This window comes from Microbacterium sp. Gd 4-13 (assembly GCF_003095395.1).
In the GTDB taxonomy this organism is placed as follows: domain Bacteria; phylum Actinomycetota; class Actinomycetes; order Actinomycetales; family Microbacteriaceae; genus Microbacterium.
Genome location: NZ_QEIJ01000002.1, coordinates 474376 through 494099, shown reverse-complemented (window position 1 = coordinate 494099; position 19724 = coordinate 474376). Strand labels below are relative to the sequence as shown.

The window sequence follows — 19724 nt, the reverse complement described above, 5'->3', positions numbered from 1 at the left end:
AAGCGGGAAGCGCAAACCGTCTCACGACTCACAGCTCGCTGGGCTCGTCGTCCTGCCCGGGCTCACCGGTCAGGTCGATCTGCCGAGCGGGATCTCCGCCCAAGGGGACCGGCACGAGTTCACCGTAGCGCGCGAGGCTGAGGTCAACGAACTGCATCTTCGAGTGTGCGCCGCATCGCCGTGCGGCGACCTCTACGGCGTCCTGAACTCCGCGCTTAATGACGCGTTCGCGTGGCGGCAGCGTTTGCTAGGACTAAGAAGCAATTGTGGATCACCTGGCGGTCAAATCCTCGCGCTCGACCTCTTCCGGGCGGCCCGGCTTCATCCCCAGGTCGCGGTGCGCCGCGCCGGCGAGGTGTAGAACGCCCGATCCGCGTCGGCAAGCGCCTTCTCGTTGTCGCGAGCCCGGCGGCGGGCGAGGTTGCGCAGCATTCCGTGGCGCAGCCGGTCGGCGCGCTCCTCCTGGCGCAGCGCACGGGCGAGCGCGCGCTCGTAGTTGTTGCCGCGGGTCGCGAACTTGATCAGCACCGCCGCGAGCTCGACGAACAGCAGCAGCAGGCTGACGAGCGCGTAGCGGGCCAGCATCCACGGGTCGGCCGTCAGCATCTCCCACAGCGCCTCTTCCCGCGACAGCAGACCGTCGTCGTTGCCGATGTCGACGCGGGCTTCGTCGAGATCGGAGGCCGCAGCGGCGTCGAGTGTGTCGAGCTCAGCACGTGCGTCGACGATCTCGCCGTTGCGCAGCTCGTTGAACGTGGCCTGGCCAGCGATGAGCGCAGATGCCTGGTTGAGGTGCAGCAAGCACTGCTCCTCGCATCCGGCGGCCATGGTGCCGAACGTGCCGGCGGCCTCGCCAGCGGCGCGGGCCTGGGCGGCGTCAATCTGCGACTGGTAGTCGGCGATCGCGGCGTCGGCGGCGGCGATTTTCGCCTCCTGGTTGGCGCGCTCGGCGGCGTAGTCTGCGCTGATACCGGCCTGCCGCTCGGCGACGCGCGCCTCGTTCACGTCGGCCATGTGCGCGGTGATGTCGCGCTCAAAGATCACCTGGTTCGCGGCCTCACCCACGAGCACAGCAAACAGCACGGCGAACAGCACGCGCAGGATCATCGTCGCGCTCACCCGCTTCCCCATCGGGTTGTCATCGAGCGCGGGGTCGTCGAGGTCTTTCAGATTGGCGCTCGACATCGCCATGATCGAGCGGTCGACGCTCACCACGACGGTTGCCACGAGCGCGCCGATGAGGATGCCGACGACCACCCGCCACGCGCTGGTGTCGCCGGTGGCCATCGTGACCAGCGCCGTGATCGCGGATGTCGCGTACACCGCGTAGATGATGAGCAGCAGCCCGACGATGTTGTAGACGACGCGGTTGCTGCGCTTGACGACGTAGCGGGGGTCCACGCCTGCGAACTTCTCCAGCCACCGACCCCGAACCGGAGTCATCGTGCCGCGCTGCTCGAGCGACGCGATTTCTTCCGTGAGCGGCAACAGACGCACGTCAGCGAGCGGCGAGGCGGGCTGGGCCGCGGGGACGCGCACCGGGTCGGGCCGCCCCTGCAGTCCGGTGGGCAGCGGCGGGGAAGGGGTGGTGGTAAACCCGGATGCGGCACCGTGCAAGTCGGGAAGGGGCGCGGTGTCCGATTCTGACGACGCCTCCGCGCGATCGGCGAGCAGGGGCGTCGTCGCCTCGGGCGCTGCGGTGCCCGCTCCGGCGGCGTAGGGGCGGTACGGATCCCAAGGCGGTGTCGTGAGTGTGGGTATCGTCAGCACGTCGAGTAGTTCGTCGACGCCGGGACGCAGCGCCGGGTCTTTCACGAGCGCACCGCGCAGCACGCGTGCGACGTCGGGAGACAGGCGGAGATCGTCGAGTCGAGGGCGACCGACGAGTCCGCGCTCGTCATCCATCACGCCCCCTTCGAAGCCCTGCCCGCCGGTGAAGACGTCGATGAGGGAGGCGCCGAGCGAGTAGATATCGACCTTGCTCAGGTCGCCATCTTCTGTGCGGCGGGTCCACTCGGGCGCGGCGTAGGCAGGGGTGCCCGCGTACATCAGCGTCATCGTGCCCTCGCGCTTGGCGGCGCCGTGGTCGAAGAACACCGGCAGCGCCTGCTCCAGGTCTTCGTGGTCGAGCCCGATGTTCTCGGGCTTGACGTCGCGCAGCTGGTGCTGCGCCGCGGCGAGCACCTGCAGGCCGTCGAGGGCTGCGCGCAACCAGCGCACCTGGGTCTCGTGGTCGAGGCTTGCGCCGAGCGCCACATCGGTCATCACCTGCGCGAGGTTCTGCCCCGGCACGAGGTTCATTATGAGCGCCCACGCGCGATCGCCGAGGTCGTTGCTCACGAGGTACGCGGCATACGAGTGCACGACGCGTGGGCCGAAGTCGCGCTGCGACGCTCGCCACTCCTTCGCCACGAGCGGGCGGATGGCCTCAGCGTCGTCGCCGCGAAACATCTTGATCGCCACCGGTGCGCCGTCGCGGTCGTGCCCGGCGTAGACGTCGCTGTACGTGCCCAGACCGACGCGGTCGAGCCGTCCATCGCGCGACGCAAAGGCGATGTAGTGCAAGGCCTCGGATGCGGTCTCGCCCGACTCGGCGGGCAACTCTTCCAGAATGCGGTCAGGCGTGATGGCGAAAGCGCGCGTGACGGGGCTGTCGGGCAGCGGCGCGGTCGGGGTGTGCGACTTTTCGCCGTCCGAGGTCGGCAGCGGGGCGGTGGGCAGGTCGCCGGGCTCGTCAGGGGTGTCGTCGTTGGGCGATGCGGGCGGCAGCGGCTGGCTCATCAGAAGGCCTTTCAGGTCAGCAGTAGGCAGGAGGCGAGGAGGCGGCCTGTGGAGCTCAGTCGGGCAGCGGTCCCGTGGCCCGGTTGTTACCCGAGCGACGCGAGCCACGTCCGAATATCTCGCGACGGGGGCGCCGGCCCGGGTGGCCGTCTGGCAGCGACGCTTTCGACTCGCGCGTCGAGCGCAGGCCGGATGCCTCCGCTGGAGGGGAGAGCGGCGCATCGAGGAACAGCTCGTCCGTGTCGTAGGTGGCCGCGCGTTCGCGCGGGTCGGACGCGACGAAGACCCCGGATGCCGACCACGGCGCGACGTCGACGACGAGCACGGCGACGGCGACGTTGTCGCTCGCGCGGTGGTCCACGGCGGCTTCAAGAACGGCATCCACGGCTGCACGCGCATCGTCGCCCTGCGACAGCGCCCACGCCAGCCGCGCGTCGGGGATCGCCAGCACCCCGTCCGATGCGACGAGCAGCCGATCTCCCTCGGCGAGCGCCACCGAGATACTCTCGGGCGCCCCGTCGAGCGCTCCGATGCCACGGGTCAGCACGGTCGACATCGGGCTGACCTTCGCCTCGTCGAAGGTGAGCAGGTGTCGTTCGGCCATCTCCTGCGCGCGGTTGTGCGGGCGGGTGAGCTGCTGCAGCACGCCGTCGCGAAGAAGGAACGCGGGGCTGTCGCCCAGCCACGCCACCTGCGCGGTCGGCAGGTCGGTGGCGACCAGCTGCAGTGCCGTGATCGTCGCCGACGCGCCCGACGGGCCGAAGGTCGCAACCGCGCTCGCCGCCTCTTGCACGATCGCCAGCGCGCTCGGCTGTTGCGATTGGGTGGCCTTGGTCAGCCCGAGCAGGGCACCGCCCAGACCCGCGGTAGCGGTGCCGGCGGCCTCGCGCGATTCGCCCGCGCCGTCGACGACGATGAGCGCATCGGGCGTGGCGAGAACGCGGTCATGGTTGACCGAGCGGGCTCCGAGGATCGAGCCCGACGCGGTCGAAACCGGCCAGGCGATCATCTGTCGTGGCGTGTTCACGACGCTCATCCTGCCCGCGGATTTGCCGGCATCCTCCGTTTGCGGGGCATTCCCCGCCGACCGGCTGCCGTGCCCCGATTCGTCGCCAGATTAGGCAGTGAACAATCGCGCCGACGAAGGAGGCAGTCGTGTTCGAGACCGTGATCGGCATCCTGGTGATCTCGCTGATCTTGGCGGGAGTCATCTACGCAGCGATGCGGCTAAAGTCGCGCTATCGTCGCAACCCGGGGGGTTCGCGAATGTCGGGGGACGAAACATCCGCCGAGGAGTACGGCGCATTGGGAGCGCGTGTGGTGGCTGTCGCCGCCGACACGGTGCTCACGCGTGCACGAAACGCCGTTGAGCTGCCCACCGGCGTGGAAGTGGGGGTGTCCGACCGCGACTACCGTGCCGTGCGTGCGCAGCGCTCCGGCCTTGAAGCAGCGGTGAACGAACGTCTGCGCGAATTGGGTGTGCCGACCGCGGGCGTGCGGCTGTTACTGCGCGAGGTGCCCGCAGTGCGCCACGGGGGAGCGGTCGTGATCTCTGCGAGCTCTGAGAAGGCCACGGTCGTGCTGGGTGCCGACGTGCGCAGCGCACTGCTGAGCGCGCCGAAGCCCGACGCCGCGCACCGCGCCTGGCTGATCATGAACGGCACCCGACAGCGCATCACCGAGCGCGCCGTCGTCGGCAGGCTGCAGACGTGTGACATCCGACTCACCAGCCGTCACGCGAGCGGCCGTCACGCCACGATCGCGTGGAGCACGAGCGGGTGGCAAGTCACCGACCACTCTTCGAACGGCACCTGGGTGCAGGGCGGGCGGGTCGGCCGCGACACCACCGCGCGCCTCGCCGACGGAGCCGTCGTGCGTTTCGCCGACCTTGACTGCGTCTTCGTGGTGACGTGATGCGACACGCACGGGTCATTCCGCACGTGGGCGCTCATCGGCAGGGCGCCGCCGTGCTGTCGAACCACGGGCACGCCGTCGAGTTCGGTTCGTCATCGCGCAGTCGCGTGCGCCTTGTCAACGCCGAGGGCGAGACGTATACGCACATCAGCTCGCGGGCCGGGCGCCTCGCCCTATTCGACGGCGTGGTCTATCTTGAGAATCTCTCGCAGACGCACGGTCTCGTGTACCGCCGGTGGGGCTTCGGCGAGGCCAACGACACCGAGATCCCCGCGGGTCTGCACGGACACGCGGCCCGTCGCGCGCTCGGCGACGGCCTCTGGTGGGTGCGCAACGGCAAGGCTCGGACTCAGACGCTTCAGCTTCAGCATCCGCGTAACGAAGATTCCTGCTGGCTTCTCTTCGAGGTGATGAGCTCGGGCGAGCCGATTCCCGCGCCGCAGGGCATTTCGACGGGAACCGGAGACCTCGCGATCTCGCCGCCCGTCGTTCACACCCGTGTCGAGCTCACCCCACCGCATCTCACCACGATCGCCCACATCTTCCGCGAGTTCTTGAGCCTGCGCCCCTGCGTCTCGCCCCGCCCGCTGACCGATGCGACGCTACGCAACCTCACCCAGCGCAGCTTCAGCCAGCGGCGCAGCGAAGTGCGAAGGGTGGCGACCGATGGCGGTTACCCCGGCACGTGGGTCGACGAGGGGATGCTGGCGTGGTTCTTGAACCGCGAGCACCTGACCTACCGCATGCTGCTCGCCGAACCCGAAGCAGCCGGGGCCCTCGGGCTGGTGGCGCTTGGCTGAGCGGTGGGGGCATGGCAGCACCCGTTTGACCACGAGTCGGCCGACTGGCTGAGAGTGCCCGTCCCACCGCAGGTACGGCGTGTCGACCCTTTCATATGCGAGGGCGCAACCGCGTAATTCCGGGGTTCAGAAGCATCGAGACCGCCTCGCGATGGCCTCGTGGGCAAGATTTGGGTAAAGATTTGCCCACTTCCATGCCCAGGACGCAGAAAAGCGCCCGCAAAAGGGGCGCTGATCTGGTAAAACTGGCGGTGACGGTGGGATTTGAACCCACGGTAGGGGGTTACCCTACACAACTTTTCGAGAGTTGCACCTTCGGCCGCTCGGACACGTCACCGCCGACCAGCTTACGACACGCCACGGGCTCGCGCGAACCGGGGCGAGCGCAGCATCCGCTCAGCCCATCTCGACGACCTCCGCCGCCCCGCGATCACGCCGCACGGACAGGGACGGACTCCGCCACACGAGCCCACGGCCCTGGGCCTCGGGGCGGTCGGTCACCGTCGAGACAAAAGACCTGCGCCGCGACCCGCCCCCTGCGAAACTGAGCGCATGAGCGTGATCGAGAACTCGAAGTTGACCGTCGTGGGTGCCGGGAGCGTCGGATCGAGCGTGGCCTATGCCGCGTTGATCCGGGGGTCGGCACGGCACGTCGCCCTCTACGACATCGCCACCGCGAAGGTCGAGGCCGAGGTGCTCGATCTCGCGCACGGCACGCAGTTCACCGGCACGAGCGACATCATCGGCGGCAGCGATCTGTCGGTCGTCGAGGGTTCGCACGTCGTGGTGGTCACGGCGGGCGCGAAGCAGAACCCCGGGCAGTCGCGCATCGAACTGGCCGCCACGAACGCCGGCATCCTCCGCACGATGATGCCGCAGCTGCTCGAAGCGGCACCCGACGCGATCTACGTGATCGTCACCAACCCCTGCGACGTTCTCACGGTGCTCGCGCAGGAGGCGACGAACCTCCCCCGCGAGCGGATCTTCGCCTCCGGCACGGTGCTCGACACCTCGCGGCTGCGGTGGATCCTCGCCAAGCGCGCCGGGGTGTCGACGTCGAGCGTGCACGCCTACATCGTGGGCGAGCACGGCGACACCGAGTTCCCGCTGTGGTCGCGCGCGACGATCGGCACGGTGCCGATCCTCGAGTGGGAGGCCCCCGGCCACCCCCGCATGACACAGGACGAACTCGACGCGATCGCGATCGACGTGCGCGACGCGGCCTACAAGGTGATCCAGGGCAAGGGCGCGACGAATTACGCCATCGGCCTCTCCAGCGCGCGGATCGTCGAGGCCGTCCTCGGAGACGAGCACGCGGTCATGCCCGTCAGCACGGTGCTGAACGGATTCCACGGCCTCGACGGCGTCGCCCTGTCGGTGCCCTCGATCGTGAGTGCCGCCGGTGCGGTCCCCATTCCCGAGACCTCCTTCTCCGATCACGAGCACACGCTGCTGCGGCGCTCGGCCGACGCCCTGTCGACGGTGGCTGAGTCGCTGCGCGGCGCGTAGCCCGGGGCGCTGTCCGAAGTCTCTCGTCGGAGGGTTCAGATCAGGGCGGGTCTGCCACGCCGTCTGCTCACGACACCGCCGTCGCTTCGTCGAAGTGCAGGCAGTTGATGCCGAACACCGCGTCGGGCTCGAGCCGGAACACCGGATCGAGCACCTCCTGCACCACCATCTCGAGCGTGTAGTGGGTCTCGGCCGCGAGAAGGTGGCCGGCGTACGCGGCCCCGCCCTCCCCCTTCGCGCCGGCGGCGAGGTGCAGATGCACGACCGTCCGACCGCCCACCGTTCCTATCGATCCGGCTCCCACGCCCTCGAGATAGGCGACCTCGACCTGGTCGGGGAGCGGCGGCTCGGGGTCGTCCATCGACCCGTTCGTCGCGATCAGGCGGGCGCTGCGCAGCGCGCCGAAGAACATGTCCACCGTGGCAGAGGTGACGCCCTCCCGCTCCGCCCACCGCGTGACCGTTGCGAGCACCTCGTCACCGGGCTCCAGCACCAGCATCCACCGTCGCCCCAGCGTGACCTTCGCCGCCCGCACGTCAGCCCACCGCTCCGGCGCGGATCTGCGAGATCCACCCCTCCACCTGCGCGCGGGGGGCGAAGCTCGACACGAAGCTATTCTCCGCGAGTCGCCGCATGGTCTCGTCATCCAGGTGCAGGGCATCGCGCACCTGCCGCAGGTTGTCGTCGACGTAGCCGCCGAAGTACGCCGGGTCGTCGCTGTGGATGCTGACGAGCAACCCCTCTTCGAGCATGACGGGCAGAGGATGCGCCGACAGCTCCGGCGGGGCGGTGCGCAGGGCGAGGTTCGACAACGGGCACACGGTCAATGCGACGCCGTCGTCGCGCAGCCGCGCCACGAGCGCCGGGTCTTCCAGGGCACGGTTGCCGTGGTCGATCCGCTCCACTCCGAGCACGTCGAGCGCCTCCCATACGTAGTCCGGCCCGCCTTCCTCGCCGGCGTGCGCGACGCGGTGGAGTCCCTCTGCGGCGGCGCGCGCATAGACGTCGCGGAACAGCGACGGCGGATAGCCGACCTCGGTGGAGTCCAGCCCGACCCCGATGAACCGGTCGCGCAACGGCAGCGCTGCCTCGAAGATCTCCATCGCGGCCTCGGGTCCGAGATCGCGGAGGAAGCACAGGATGAGATCGGCCGACATCCCCCGCGAGCGCGCCGCATCGACGGCCGCTCCGAGGCCCCCGACCACCGCCTCGATCGGGACTCCGCGCCGCACGTGGGCCTGAGGATCGAAGAAGACCTCCGCGCGCACCACTCCCGCGGCCGCTGCGCGGCGGAAGTACATATCGCCGAGTTCCGCGAAGTCTTCCTCGGTGCGGAGCACCGCGGTGTTCGCCTCGTAGACGTCGAGGAAGTCCTGCAGACGGGTGAACGCGTAGGTCGCCCGCAGCTCGTCGACGTCGTAGGTCGGCAGGTCGATGCCGTTGCGGCGCGCGAGACGGACGAGAAGCTCCGGCTCCAGGGTGCCCTCTATGTGTACGTGCAGTTCGGCCGTGGGCCCCATCATCTACCTCCGCGCATCTGCCGGCCGCGTGCGTGACCCGGCACCCCTCGAGCAAACCACGTCCTGCGGCCCGCTCGCGCATCGGCGAGCGATCGAAGAGCGGCGGCACACCGGCCGTGATGTCGCAGGCGCGGGCTAGCCTGATCCCATGGCCACCCGACGCTCCGCTCCGCCCGCGCCGTACCGGTGCACCGAGTGCGGGTGGACCACGTCGAAGTGGGCGGGGCGCTGCGCCGAATGCCAGCAATGGGGCACCGTCGTCGAGGTCGCCGAGCAGACCGGCATCCTGCGCTCCATCAGCGCCGTCGCCCCCACGGCATCACGCGCTGCACGACCCATCACACAGATCGACACCACCGATGCACCCCGCCGCACGAGCGGCGTGGGCGAGTTCGACCGGGTGCTCGGGGGCGGCATCGTTCCCGGTGCCGCGATCCTGCTCAGCGGTGAGCCGGGCGTCGGCAAGTCGACGCTGCTTCTCGAGGTCGCCGCCCAGAGCGCCCGTGCCGGCCGACGCGTGCTCTACGCCAGCGCTGAGGAGTCCACTGCACAGGTGCGCCTGCGCGCCGAGCGCACCGGCGCCCTGCACGACGAGCTGTATCTCGCCGCCGAGACCGACCTGGCGACGATCCTGGGTCACGTCGACGAGGTCGCGCCCGAGCTCCTCATCGTCGACTCCGTGCAGACGGTGTCGTCGTCGATGTCCGACGGCGCGGCTGGTCAGCCGAGCCAGGTGCGCGAGGTCGCCTCGACCCTCATCCGCACCGCGAAAGAGCGCGGGCTCCCCGTCATCATCGTGGGCCACGTGACGAAAGACGGTTCCATCGCGGGCCCGCGCATCCTCGAGCACCTCGTCGACGTGGTCTGCCAGTTCGAGGGCGATCGCCAGACGTCGTTGCGCTTCGTGCGGGCGCTGAAGAACCGCTTCGGCCCCACCGACGAAGTCGGATGCTTCGACATGACCGGCGACGGGATCACCGAGGTGCCCGACCCCAGCAGTCTCTTCCTCGGCCACGGCGACCCCGTGCCCGGCACCTGCGTGACGATCGCCCTCGAGGGGCGCCGCGCGCTGCCCGTCGAGGTGCAGGCTCTGACGATCCCCACCCAGGCCCCCAACCCACGGCGGATCGTCAGCGGCGTAGACGCGGCCCGGGTCGCGATGGTGCTCGCGGTGCTCGAGAAGCGCACCGGTCTCGACGTCTCGAAGAACGACGTCTACGTCTCGACCGTTGGCGGGGTCCGGCTCGTGGAGCCCGCCGCCGACCTCGCGATCGCGATCGCCGTGTCGGGAGCGATGAACGATCGGGCGACTCCGCCGCAGTCCGCCGCGGTCGGCGAGCTCAGCCTCGCCGGTGAGATCCGCCCGGTCACGCAGTCGGCGCAGCGGAGGTCGGAAGCCGCGCGACTCGGCTACCGCCATCTCGTCGACGACAGGTCGAAGAGTCTCAGCGGCGCCCTGAACGACCTGCAGGTGCGTCACGCCCCTCGGCGCGGTGATACGCCCGACTTCTGATCGACGCGGGTCGGTGATGCGGTGGGGGCTAGTTGCGCCCCGGACGCCGCCGTCGCGGATCGGCGAGACTCAGCGCCACCGGAAAAACGAGGCCTGCGGCGCACACGGCGCCCACGATCAGGAACTCCATTGGGCCGAGTCTGCCACGAACGGGCAGCGGGGTCGACCCGGGGCGAGCTCAGGCCTCGAGCGCTGCCAGCAGATCGGTCGGCGACGACTGCAGCGGGTGCGGCCCCGCGATATCGAGGAACACCGTCGTGATCTCGTTCTCGTGAGCGGTGAGGAACGCCCGCAGCCACGCGGGTGACTGCAGCGCGACGTCGGGCGGCAGCGTCTCGGGCTTGTGCGCCGCGTCGCTGAACAGCAGCAGCGCGACGTCGCCCGTGTTCGGGTCGCGATAGGTCCACACGTCACCGGCGTCGAGAGGGTCGTCGAGCGCACCCACCCGGATCAGCGGCGCCACGGTCGGACCGTGCCGCAGCGCGAAGGCGACCGCGGCCATGTCTTGCGTCTGCAGGGCGTCGGTGAGGGCGGTATTGCGGAACTCGAGGTCGGAGGCTTTTCTTCCGCGCTTCTTTCCGGGCATCACACCAACTTACCCGCGGAGGCGCGGGGCTCCTCCGGCGACGACGGGCCCCCTCGACACGGCCGGAGGCGGCGTGTACCGTCGACCCGATCGCATCGTTGCGTACGACGCGAAAGGCCCTCTCGAATCGCCCAGTTGGGGGCTGAAAGATTCGAGAGGGCCCACTGCTTCCCGCGAACGCTCGAACTCGGGCCGTTGGGGACGGTCGAGTGCTACCTGCTGGGGACAGTGACGAGACGCCCGTTGCGGGGAACACCCCAAGAATATCTACGGCCATCCGGCCCGTCTGTCCTCCGTTTGGGGGACAAAACAGCTAGTTGAGCTGAAAAGCAGCCGTGTTCGACGACGAAAGGCCGCCGATCGCGACGCTGAGTCGATAAGTGGCCCCACCGCCGGCGGCCGGCGGTCGGTCACCCTGGCACGTGTCCACCGAGGAGCGGGTGCGATCCCACGTCAGCGGGGTCGCGCTGGTGACCTGCTGACCGGCCGACAGCAGTACCGTCATGTCGCTCGGCTCGGTCTGGCAGTCGGTCGAGCGCCACCAGATGTCGGGCCCGCTCGAGATCGTGAACGCCTGAGCGCTCGTGCCGACATTCAGCGTGCAGTCGGTCGTGCTCTGGTTCGTCAAACGGATCGACAGCTGCGGATTCTGTCCGGCGGCGTAGACGGCCTGATCGGTCACCGCTTCGATGAGCAGATCGGCGGCGATGCAGGGTTCCGCGCTGGGGGTGAGGTCGGGCGCCGGTTCTTCGGCGTCGGCCTCCGGCACAGGCGTCTCGGCGTCAGCCTCGGGTGCGGCCGACTCGCTCGTCGACGATGATGGCGGTGACGACGATGATGACGACGACGGCACCGGCAGGGTCTCTGTCGATGCGGAACTCTGCCACGGCTGCGCGATGAAAAGCCACACGAGACCGGCGACCACGATCAACGCCGTGAGCAGCACGACGAGGCGTCGACGCCGGTAGACGGCGGGCGAGTGCTTTCTGCGCCGAGGGGTGGGACCACTCATGCTTTCAGGGTAGGCGCGCAAGCGCGCCGCACCTGTTCGGCGCGCCTAGGCTCTGAGCGTCTTCAGCATTCGCGTGTTGCCGAGCGTGTTCGGCTTCACGTGCGCCAGATCGAGGAACTCGGCGACACCCTCGTCGGGACTGCGGATGAGTTGCGAGTACACGTCGGGATCGACGACCTGCTCGCCGATGGGGGCGAATCCCCGTCGCTCGAAGAAGCCGACCTCGAACGTGAGGCAGAACAGGCGTCGCACACCGAGCGTCGTCGCACGATCCTCGAGCGCATCGACGATCAGCCGGCCGACGCCGCGGTGCAGCCATCCATCGGCCACGATCAGGGTGCGCACCTCGGCCAGGTCTTCCCACATCACGTGGAGGGCGCCGCATCCGATGATCTGACCGTCGGCGTCTTCGGCGACGACGAACTCCTGCACCGCCTCGTACAGCACGACGAGGTCTTTGCCCAGAAGGATCCGCCGCTGCACGAACGGCTCGAGCAGATCGCGAATGGCTCGCACGTCACCCGTGCGAGCCGGACGCACGGTGTACGAAGTCATCCTGCAACCCTACGCCCGGCACAGACCGGAACGACGAAGGGGCGGATGCTTCGCAGCATCCGCCCCTTCGTTCGTTGTGGTCGTGTCAGCTCGACGCGGTGATGTCGGGCGTCGCGGTGATCTCTCCGCCGGTGGCCACACCGACGGCCACCTTGTCGCCGCGAGGAGTCGTCTCGAACGTGAACTTGCCGTTCTCGAGCTCCACCTTGACGTGGTCTCCCGAGTTCAGCTCGCCGTGCAGGATCTGCTCGCTGAGGCGGTCTTCCACCTCGCGCTGCATCGCCCGGCGGAGAGGGCGTGCACCGAGCGTCGGGTCGAACCCGATCTCGATGAGCTTCTCCTTCGCGGCCTGCGACAGCTCGATCGTCATGTCGCGGTCGAGCAGGCGGTCGGCCAGACGCTTGGTGAACAGATCGACGATCTGCACCAGCTCGTCCTTCGACAGCTGCGGGAAGACGATGACGTCATCGACGCGGTTGAGGAACTCGGGCTTGAAGTGCCGCTTCAGCTCTTCGTCGACCTTGCCCTTCATGCGCTCGTAGCTCGTCTGCGCGTTGCCCTCGACCTGGAACCCGACCGGGCCGCCGGCGATGGCCGACGAACCGAGGTTGGTGGTCATGATGATGACCGTGTTCTTGAAGTCGACCACGCGGCCCTGACCGTCGGTCAGACGACCCTCCTCGAGGATCTGCAGCAGCGAGTTGAAGATGTCGGGGTGCGCCTTCTCGATCTCGTCGAAGAGCACGACCGAGAAGGGCTTGCGCCGCACCTTCTCGGTGAGCTGGCCGCCCTCTTCGAATCCGACGAACCCGGGAGGGGCACCGAACAGACGCGAGACGGTGTGCTTCTCGCCGTACTCCGACATGTCGAGCGAGATCAGCGCGCCCTCGTCGTCGAACAGGAACTCGGCGAGCGCCTTGGCGAGCTCGGTCTTACCGACACCGGTGGGGCCGGCGAAGATGAACGAGCCCGAGGGGCGCTTGGGGTCCTTGAGGCCGGCGCGCTGACGACGGATCGTCTTCGCGAGGGCCGAGATCGCCTCTTCCTGGCCCACGACGCGCTGGTGCAGCGCCTTCTCCATGAAGACGAGCCGGCTCGACTCCTCCTCGGTGAGCTTGAAGACCGGGATGCCGGTGGCCTGCGCCAGCACCTCGGCGATGAGACCCTCGTCGACGATCGCGTGCGACGCGACGTCGCCCGTGCGCCACTGCTTCTCGAGACGCAGACGCTCGGCGAGGAGCGACTTCTCCTCGTCGCGCAGCGATGCGGCCTTCTCGAAGTCCTGCTCCTCGGAGGCGACCTCCTTGTCCTGGCGGACCTTGGCGATCTTCTCGTCGAATTCGCGCAGCTCCGGCGGGCTCGAGAGGATCGACAGACGCAGGCGGGCGCCGGCCTCGTCGATCAGGTCGATGGCCTTGTCGGGGAGGAAGCGGTCGGAGATGTACCGGTCGGCGAGGTTCGCCGCGGCGACGATCGCGCCGTCGGTGATCTGCACCTTGTGGTGCGCCTCGTAGCGGTCGCGCAGCCCCTTCAGGATGTTGATCGCGTGGGGCAGGCTCGGCTCGGCCACCTGGATCGGCTGGAAGCGGCGCTCGAGCGCAGCATCCTTCTCGAAGTGCTTGCGGTACTCGTCGAGCGTCGTGGCACCGATCGTCTGCAGCTCTCCGCGGGCGAGGAGCGGCTTCAGGATGGATGCGGCGTCGATCGCGCCTTCGGCGGCGCCGGCTCCGACGAGGGTGTGGATCTCGTCGATGAACACGATGATGTCGCCGCGGGTGCGGATCTCTTTCGTGACCTTCTTCAGGCGCTCTTCGAAGTCGCCGCGGTAGCGGGATCCGGCGATGAGCGACCCGAGGTCGAGCGAGTAGACCTGCTTGTCCTTGAGCGTCTCGGGCACGTCGCCCTTGACGATCGCGATCGCGAGGCCCTCGACCACGGCGGTCTTGCCGACGCCGGGCTCACCGATCAGGACCGGGTTGTTCTTGGAGCGACGCGAGAGGATCTGCATGACCCGCTCGATCTCTTTCTCGCGCCCGATCACGGGGTCGAGCTTGTTGTCGCGGGCGCTCTGAGTCAGGTTGCGGCCGAACTGGTCGAGAACGGCGGAACCGCCCTGAGCGGCCTGACCCGACTCGTTCGCCGCGCCGCTGACGGCGGCGGGCTCCTTGCCCTGGTAGCCGGAGAGCAGCTGAATGACCTGCTGGCGCACCTTGTTGAGGTCGGCGCCGAGCTTGACGAGCACCTGCGCGGCGACGCCCTCACCCTCGCGGATGAGCCCGAGCAGGATGTGCTCGGTGCCGATGTAGTTGTGGCCCAACTGCAGCGCTTCGCGCAGCGACAGCTCGAGCACCTTCTTCGCGCGGGGCGTGAAGGGGATGTGACCGGTCGGCTGCTGCTGACCCTGGCCGATGATGTCCTGTACCTGCTCGCGCACCGCGTCGAGCGAGATGCCGAGCGATTCGAGCGCCTTGGCGGCGACTCCCTCACCCTCATGGATGAGCCCGAGCAGGATGTGCTCGGTGCCGATGTAGTTGTGGTTGAGCATCTTCGCCTCTTCTTGGGCGAGCACAACCACGCGACGAGCACGGTCGGTGAATCTCTCGAACATCCTCAGTCCCTTTCCGGTGTGGGCTGACAGGCGTTGTGGGGGTGGCAGGCGCACAGCCCCGCGCCGTACATCGAGAGTAACGACGGCCCGACAGCTGAGGACCCGTGTTCGCTGGGGGCATAGCGGCGTTCGTCTTGACGTGTCGAGATCGATGCATAACGATAGTCGATAATAACGATTATCGATGGGATGCGGATGAACGACGTCACGTTCGTGAACACCTTCCTCGTCGTGGTTGCGGTCCTGACGGCCGCAGGCGCCACGGCCGTGGCGATCTGGTCGATGCGCCGATCTCTGCGCAGCGACACCGGCACGGAACGCCCGACGCTCGGTAGGGCGGAGACCTGGGCCGTGTCGCTCGTAGGGGCGGGCGGTCTCATGGGAATCGCGCTCTCGGTGTACGGGCTGATCGCGTCGGGCATCTTCCTAGCCACCTCACCCTCGGTGAGGGTGACGGATGTGCCGATGAGCGGGGACTACCCGGCCGTCCTCGTCGCGTCGGACGCTCCCGTCGATGCGGGGTACGAGTCGGCGTGGATCGAGGTGGCCAACCTGCCGGGATCGACGCGGATGCTGCTGTGGCTGGAGACCGCATTGCCCGCTGTCACCGGTCTTGTGATCGCCGTGGCCATCGCCTGGCTGGCGATGGCACTCCTGCGCGGAACCCCCTTCACCCGCTCCTTCCCGAACGCCCTCGGCGTCGTGGCGATCGTTGTGATCGGCTCGGGCCTCGGTTCGCAGATCGCTGGCTCGACCGCTCGGGCCGAGACGGTCGCGTTCCTCGGCGATCCGCGGGACATCACCGGGCCCGGCGGCTTCGTCGCGTCGTCGCTCGCTCTCGACCTCGGCCCGGTCGGGTGGGGGCTCGGGATCGCCCTCGTCGCGGCCGCGTTCTCGATCGGAACGCGCCTGCAGCGCGAGAACCGGAGGCTTGTATGAGCCCTGTCGATGACGAGGGCCCCACCGGGATCCACTGCCGGCTCGACGAACTGCTCGCCGCGCGCGGCATGACCCTCACCCGCCTCAGCGAGATCGTCGGGGTCAGCGTCGTGAACCTCTCGGTGCTCAAGAACGATCGGGCCCGCGCGATCCGATACTCCACCCTCTCGGCCGTCTGCCGTGCCCTCGACTGCGAGCCCGGCGACCTGCTGGTGCTCGCGCGCGACTGACCCGCAGCATCCGCTCGGCCGCGTCGCACGCACCCCGCTCCCCTGTCACGTTCGGCGGTTCCAACCCGCACTTCGCGACAGGGGAACGATGAAGAGCGCCCTCCCCTGACGCGAATGGCGAGGTGCACCCACCAGATGCGACAGGGGAGCGCAGAGTGGGAGCGCGAAGGGAGCGGGGTGGAAGCGGGGTGGGAGCGCGAGCCGCGCAGGGTGGGAGCACGAAGGGAATGGGCTAGGAGCGCGAGGCGATCGCACGACGCACGCGCCTGACCACGAGAGACGGAGCACCGAAGAGCTCCGCCTTCGTCACCCGGATCACGATCCACCCGGCTTCTCGCAGACGGTCGTAGCGATCGATGTCGTGCGCCCACTGCTCGGGGTCGAGCAAGTGATGCTCACCCTCGTACTCGATGGCGATCTTCAGCGCAGGGTAGGCCAGGTCCACGCACGCCAGCGCTATTCCGAGCTCGATGACATCGAAGTTCGACTCGGGCTCAGGAAGGCCCGCGTCGGTGAGGGCGAGGCGACATCTCGTCTCGGGCCTGGACGCCGACCGCGTTCGCACGTGGACGAGCGCCTCGCGGAGCTTGACGACCCCCACTCGACGACCCGAATCCACCGCCGCCTGCAGCTGCGCCCGCGTCGCGAGCGGCGCAGGAACTCGCCACTGCCGAACCACCGCGTCGCCGGCCGCGATGAGGTCGTGCGGATGCGTCAGCACCGCCCCGAGCATCGCCCATGTCGTCGCGGGGGTCGTCATCCTCAGGCCCGACACGGGGTCGATGAACGATCGCACCGTCTTCGTCGACGCTTCGTGCCCTCTCACTCCCGACGTGCGGGGCAGCCGCCGGGGTGCGAACACGGCGACATCGATGGCACGATCGATCACCGCAGCGGGTAGGGGCAGTCCGTGAGCGATCGCCGCCGTGACGCTGCAGAAGAACTCGTGGGCGGCCATCCGAGGAAGATAGTCGAGCGCGCGCCGAAGATGGTCGACCTCTGCACGGCCCCGAGGCATGCCGCGCGAGTCGGTGAGGAGGAATTCGGGCAGATCGGCTGCGCGCGCCCGAACACCGTGGAAGGGGCGCCGCAGGTCGCTCGCCCTCAGCCGGCTCGGCGGCACTCCCTCCGCCGCGGCATCCGCTGTGGTGAACCGATCGCCCAGCGACGAGGGCAGGCCTGTTCTTCTCATGCGGCGACTGTGGCGCAGCATCCGCCGCCGATGCACTCCTTCCGCCGTCATCGTGGACAGACCGCCCGCGATTCTCAGCTGTGGAGGAGCGCACGGTCCCACGGCCCAGTGCACTCCCCCGTCACGAATGGTGCGCCGAACTCGCCGTTCGCGGCAGGGGAGCGGAGTGCTGCAGGTTCCCCTGCCGAGAATGGCGCGTCACACCCGCCCGTTGCGACAGCAGAGCGCACGCGCCGCGGTGGGTGATGGACCGCGACGGATGCTGCGCACTAGCGCACGGGCGGGCTGTCGGGGAATACTCGGCTACTCGCACCCGCGGCCGAATATCGTTGCCCCATGAATCGACGCGCAAAGCGAGACCCCGACAGCCATAGAGCCGGCGCCCATTCGGGCGCATCCCGCACGATCGGAGTCGCGCTGTGAGCGGCGACCTGATCTTCAACATCGTTCTGGTTCTGATCTTCGTGCTCATCGGCGGCGTCTTCGCCGCCACCGAGATGGCGCTGGTGACGCTTCGCGAGAGCCAGCTCAACGCCATCGCCGCGCGCGGCAAGCGCGGCGAGAAGGTGGCATCCCTCGCGCGCAACCCCAACCGCTTCCTCTCTGCGGTGCAGATCGGCGTCACCGTCGCCGGGTTCCTCTCGGCCGCGTACGGTGCGTCGTCGATCTCGCCCTACCTCGAACCCCTGCTCGTCGCGATCGGCATGACCCCCGAGGTCGCCGACGGTGTCTCGACGGTCGTGCTCACGCTCGTCATCGCCTACTTCTCGCTCGTGCTCGGCGAGCTGGTGCCCAAGCGCCTGGCGATCCAGCGCAACGCGCAGTTCTCCTACGCCGTGGCCCCCGTGCTCAACGGGTTCGCCGTGCTCATGCGCCCGGTGATCTGGCTGCTCTCGGTGTCGACGAATGCGCTCGTGCGACTCCTCGGCGGCGACCCGGACAAGAACGCCGACGAGATGACCGACGACGAGCTGCGCGACATCGTCTCGAGCCACGGCGGACTCCCCGAAGACGAGCGTCGCATCCTCGACGACGTGCTGTCGCTGCGCGATCGGCAGATCAGCGAGGTCATGCGCCCGCGGCTCGAGGTCATCGCCCTCGACGTCGCGATGACCATCGCCGACGCCGTCGAACGCGTGCAGCATCTCCCGTACTCCCGCTACCCGATCACCGACTCGTCGATCGACGACATCATCGGGTTCGTACACGTGCGCGACCTGTACGACGCCGCATCCCCCGACCCGAAGCGCCCCGTGTCGGAGATCGCACGCGAGATCAGCTACCTGCCGGCGTCGTCGCGGGTGCTGCCGACGCTCACGAAGATGCGCGCCGAAGAGCTGCACATCGCCGTCGTCGTCGACGAGTACGGCGGAACCGACGGGATCGTCACCCTCGAGGATCTCGTGGAGGAGGTCGTCGGCGAGATCTTCGACGAGTACGACGTCGAGGCGGCCGCCCATCCCGACGACCCGGCCGGCGGCACGTTCGACGGGCGCCTGAACCTGCAGGACTTCGAAGAGGCGTCGGGGGTCGAGCTGGAACGCGGAACCTACGACACCCTGGCGGGTTTCATCATGGATCGTCTCGGTCGCATCCCGGCCGTCGGCGACACGGTCGCGGTGCCCGATGCGACCCTGCGCGTGCAGCAGATGGAGAGGCGCCGCGTGGCCGAGGTCGCCGTCATCCGCACGGGTGCAGACGCCGACGACACGACCGACGCCGAGGAGGCGCCGGGCGCCTGACGCGTGTCCTGGTCGTCGCGGTCAGTTCACGCCGGCGATCGGGACGCGGGTTCCCTCGATCCCGTCGCCCTGCAGCACCAGCTCGTAGGCGGTGCCGCTCTCGATGCCGGGAACCTCCCCCAGGGTGACCCGCGGGGCGAAGTCGCTCGTGCAGATGCGGTCGGCGGGCGACTCGGCCAGCGTGGCGGTGATCTCGCCCGGGGCGCTCACGAGGGCGTCCTGCACGACGGGCGGGCATCCCGATGACCCCCAGGTGAGCAGGGCGAACACGCCGTCGGCGGTGCTCCACCCCGCGGTGGGCACGCCGCCGTCCTGGACACCGTCGGACGGGACGAGCCCGGCGACCCCCGCGAGCTCGACCGACCCGCTCGCCTCCGAGCCCGACACGGCGATCTCGATATCTTCGGCGGGGTCGACGCCCTCGGGCACGACCACGGCGAAAGCGCGGAGCACGAAGTCGCGCGTGCAGGCCTGATCGGCGGGCGGATCGGCGAGCTCCACGCTCAGCACCCCGTCGGCGAAGGCCACGTCGGAGGCCACGGGCACGCACGTCGAGCTTCCGCGCGTGAGGACGGCGATCATCGTTCCGCCGCTGAGCCAGGCCGCGTCGATGTCGGCGTCGACCGGCGCACTCGTCTCGCTCGACGGCGATGCCGCGGAGGTTTCTGAGGACGCCCCGGAGCCGGAGGGGGTCGCGCACGCGGCGAGGCCTCCGCCCGTGAGGAGCAGCAAGGCGGCTGCGGCCAGGATCGACGTCGTGCGTGTCATGGAGGCGGACCTTCCGGGTGGGGGCGTCCTCCCATCCTGCACAGAAAGCCCCCGA

The 19724-nt window shown here is 69.0% G+C and carries 18 protein-coding genes and 1 tRNA gene; 7 read left to right on the top strand and 12 right to left on the bottom strand.

All coding sequences use genetic code 11. The annotated features are described in order from the left end of the window. Positions 1 to 28: 28 nt before the first annotated feature. The 3 genes from DEA06_RS16900 to DEA06_RS07010 all read right to left on the bottom strand — a co-directional run bounded on the left by DEA06_RS16900 (position 29) and on the right by DEA06_RS07010 (position 3808). Positions 29 to 157 carry a hypothetical protein gene (locus tag DEA06_RS16900; protein ID WP_276308345.1) on the bottom strand — a complete coding sequence of 43 codons (129 nt, stop codon included), beginning with the start codon at positions 155 to 157 and terminating at the stop codon, positions 29 to 31. 164 nt (positions 158 to 321) lie between these two features. Beyond that, complete coding sequence (locus DEA06_RS07015) at positions 322 to 2781, bottom strand: DUF4407 domain-containing protein (RefSeq protein WP_165817951.1); 2460 nt, start codon at positions 2779 to 2781, stop codon at positions 322 to 324. 55 nt (positions 2782 to 2836) lie between these two features. Then, a complete protein-coding gene (locus tag DEA06_RS07010; protein ID WP_165817950.1) occupies positions 2837 to 3808 on the bottom strand; it encodes a SpoIIE family protein phosphatase in 972 nt (323 codons plus the stop codon). Between the two features lie 128 nt (positions 3809 to 3936). On the opposite strand from DEA06_RS07010, the gene DEA06_RS07005 reads away from it, so the two are divergent. After that, complete coding sequence (locus DEA06_RS07005) at positions 3937 to 4695, top strand: FHA domain-containing protein (RefSeq protein ID WP_116647231.1); 759 nt, start codon at positions 3937 to 3939, stop codon at positions 4693 to 4695. A gap of 26 nt (positions 4696 to 4721) precedes the next feature. Beyond that, positions 4722 to 5495 (top strand): hypothetical protein, encoded by a 774-nt coding sequence (locus DEA06_RS07000; RefSeq protein WP_133241712.1) that lies wholly within the window; start codon positions 4722 to 4724, stop codon positions 5493 to 5495. Between the two features lie 246 nt (positions 5496 to 5741). Here DEA06_RS07000 and DEA06_RS06995 read toward each other — a convergent pair. Then, positions 5742 to 5832: transfer RNA gene (locus tag DEA06_RS06995), tRNA-Ser, on the bottom strand. A 215-nt stretch (positions 5833 to 6047) separates the two neighbouring features. Between DEA06_RS06995 and DEA06_RS06990 the strand changes: the two genes are divergently transcribed. Then, positions 6048 to 7004 (top strand): L-lactate dehydrogenase, encoded by a 957-nt coding sequence (locus DEA06_RS06990; RefSeq protein WP_116647229.1) that lies wholly within the window; start codon positions 6048 to 6050, stop codon positions 7002 to 7004. 67 nt (positions 7005 to 7071) lie between these two features. Here DEA06_RS06990 and DEA06_RS06985 read toward each other — a convergent pair whose 3' ends face one another. Further along, positions 7072 to 7539, bottom strand: a complete 468-nt coding sequence (locus tag DEA06_RS06985) for a DUF296 domain-containing protein (protein WP_165817949.1) — start codon at positions 7537 to 7539, stop codon at positions 7072 to 7074. Position 7540: 1 nt separating this feature from the next. Next, on the bottom strand, positions 7541 to 8527 hold the full coding sequence (locus DEA06_RS06980; protein WP_116647228.1) for an adenosine deaminase: 987 nt from the start codon (positions 8525 to 8527) through the stop codon (positions 7541 to 7543). 145 nt (positions 8528 to 8672) lie between these two features. Here DEA06_RS06980 and radA point away from each other — a divergent pair, with 145 nt between their 5' ends. After that, entirely contained in the window at positions 8673 to 10037 is a 1365-nt protein-coding gene (gene radA, locus DEA06_RS06975) for a DNA repair protein RadA (protein ID WP_116647227.1), read from the top strand. Positions 10038 to 10215: 178 nt separating this feature from the next. Here radA and DEA06_RS06970 read toward each other — a convergent pair whose 3' ends face one another. The 4 genes from DEA06_RS06970 to DEA06_RS06955 form a co-directional block, all read right to left on the bottom strand. Next, positions 10216 to 10623: a dehydrogenase gene (locus tag DEA06_RS06970; RefSeq protein ID WP_116647226.1), complete on the bottom strand. Its 408-nt coding sequence runs from the start codon at positions 10621 to 10623 to the stop codon at positions 10216 to 10218. A gap of 313 nt (positions 10624 to 10936) precedes the next feature. Then, a complete protein-coding gene (locus DEA06_RS06965; RefSeq protein ID WP_205781227.1) occupies positions 10937 to 11635 on the bottom strand; it encodes a hypothetical protein in 699 nt (232 codons plus the stop codon). A gap of 45 nt (positions 11636 to 11680) precedes the next feature. Continuing rightward, positions 11681 to 12190, bottom strand: coding sequence for an amino-acid N-acetyltransferase (locus DEA06_RS06960; RefSeq protein WP_116647225.1), 510 nt, complete (start codon positions 12188 to 12190; stop codon positions 11681 to 11683). Positions 12191 to 12275: 85 nt separating this feature from the next. Further along, positions 12276 to 14798 (bottom strand): ATP-dependent Clp protease ATP-binding subunit, encoded by a 2523-nt coding sequence (locus DEA06_RS06955; protein ID WP_116647224.1) that lies wholly within the window; start codon positions 14796 to 14798, stop codon positions 12276 to 12278. 195 nt (positions 14799 to 14993) lie between these two features. Between DEA06_RS06955 and DEA06_RS06950 the strand changes: the two genes are divergently transcribed. After that, on the top strand, positions 14994 to 15737 hold the full coding sequence (locus DEA06_RS06950) for a hypothetical protein (RefSeq protein WP_116647223.1): 744 nt from the start codon (positions 14994 to 14996) through the stop codon (positions 15735 to 15737). Then, positions 15734 to 15967, top strand: a complete 234-nt coding sequence (locus tag DEA06_RS06945; RefSeq protein WP_116647222.1) for a helix-turn-helix transcriptional regulator — start codon at positions 15734 to 15736, stop codon at positions 15965 to 15967. Before DEA06_RS06950 ends, DEA06_RS06945 begins: the two co-directional genes overlap by 4 nt. A 232-nt stretch (positions 15968 to 16199) precedes the next feature. On the opposite strand, the gene DEA06_RS06940 is transcribed toward DEA06_RS06945, so the two are convergent. Then, a complete protein-coding gene (locus DEA06_RS06940) occupies positions 16200 to 17159 on the bottom strand; it encodes a hypothetical protein (protein ID WP_116647297.1) in 960 nt (319 codons plus the stop codon). Between the two features lie 419 nt (positions 17160 to 17578). Between DEA06_RS06940 and DEA06_RS06935 the strand changes: the two genes are divergently transcribed. Beyond that, positions 17579 to 18901, top strand: coding sequence for a hemolysin family protein (locus DEA06_RS06935; RefSeq protein WP_116647221.1), 1323 nt, complete (start codon positions 17579 to 17581; stop codon positions 18899 to 18901). A 21-nt stretch (positions 18902 to 18922) separates the two neighbouring features. Here DEA06_RS06935 and DEA06_RS06930 read toward each other — a convergent pair whose 3' ends face one another. After that, positions 18923 to 19669 (bottom strand): hypothetical protein, encoded by a 747-nt coding sequence (locus DEA06_RS06930; RefSeq protein WP_116647220.1) that lies wholly within the window; start codon positions 19667 to 19669, stop codon positions 18923 to 18925. Between the last annotated feature and the right edge of the window lie 55 nt (positions 19670 to 19724).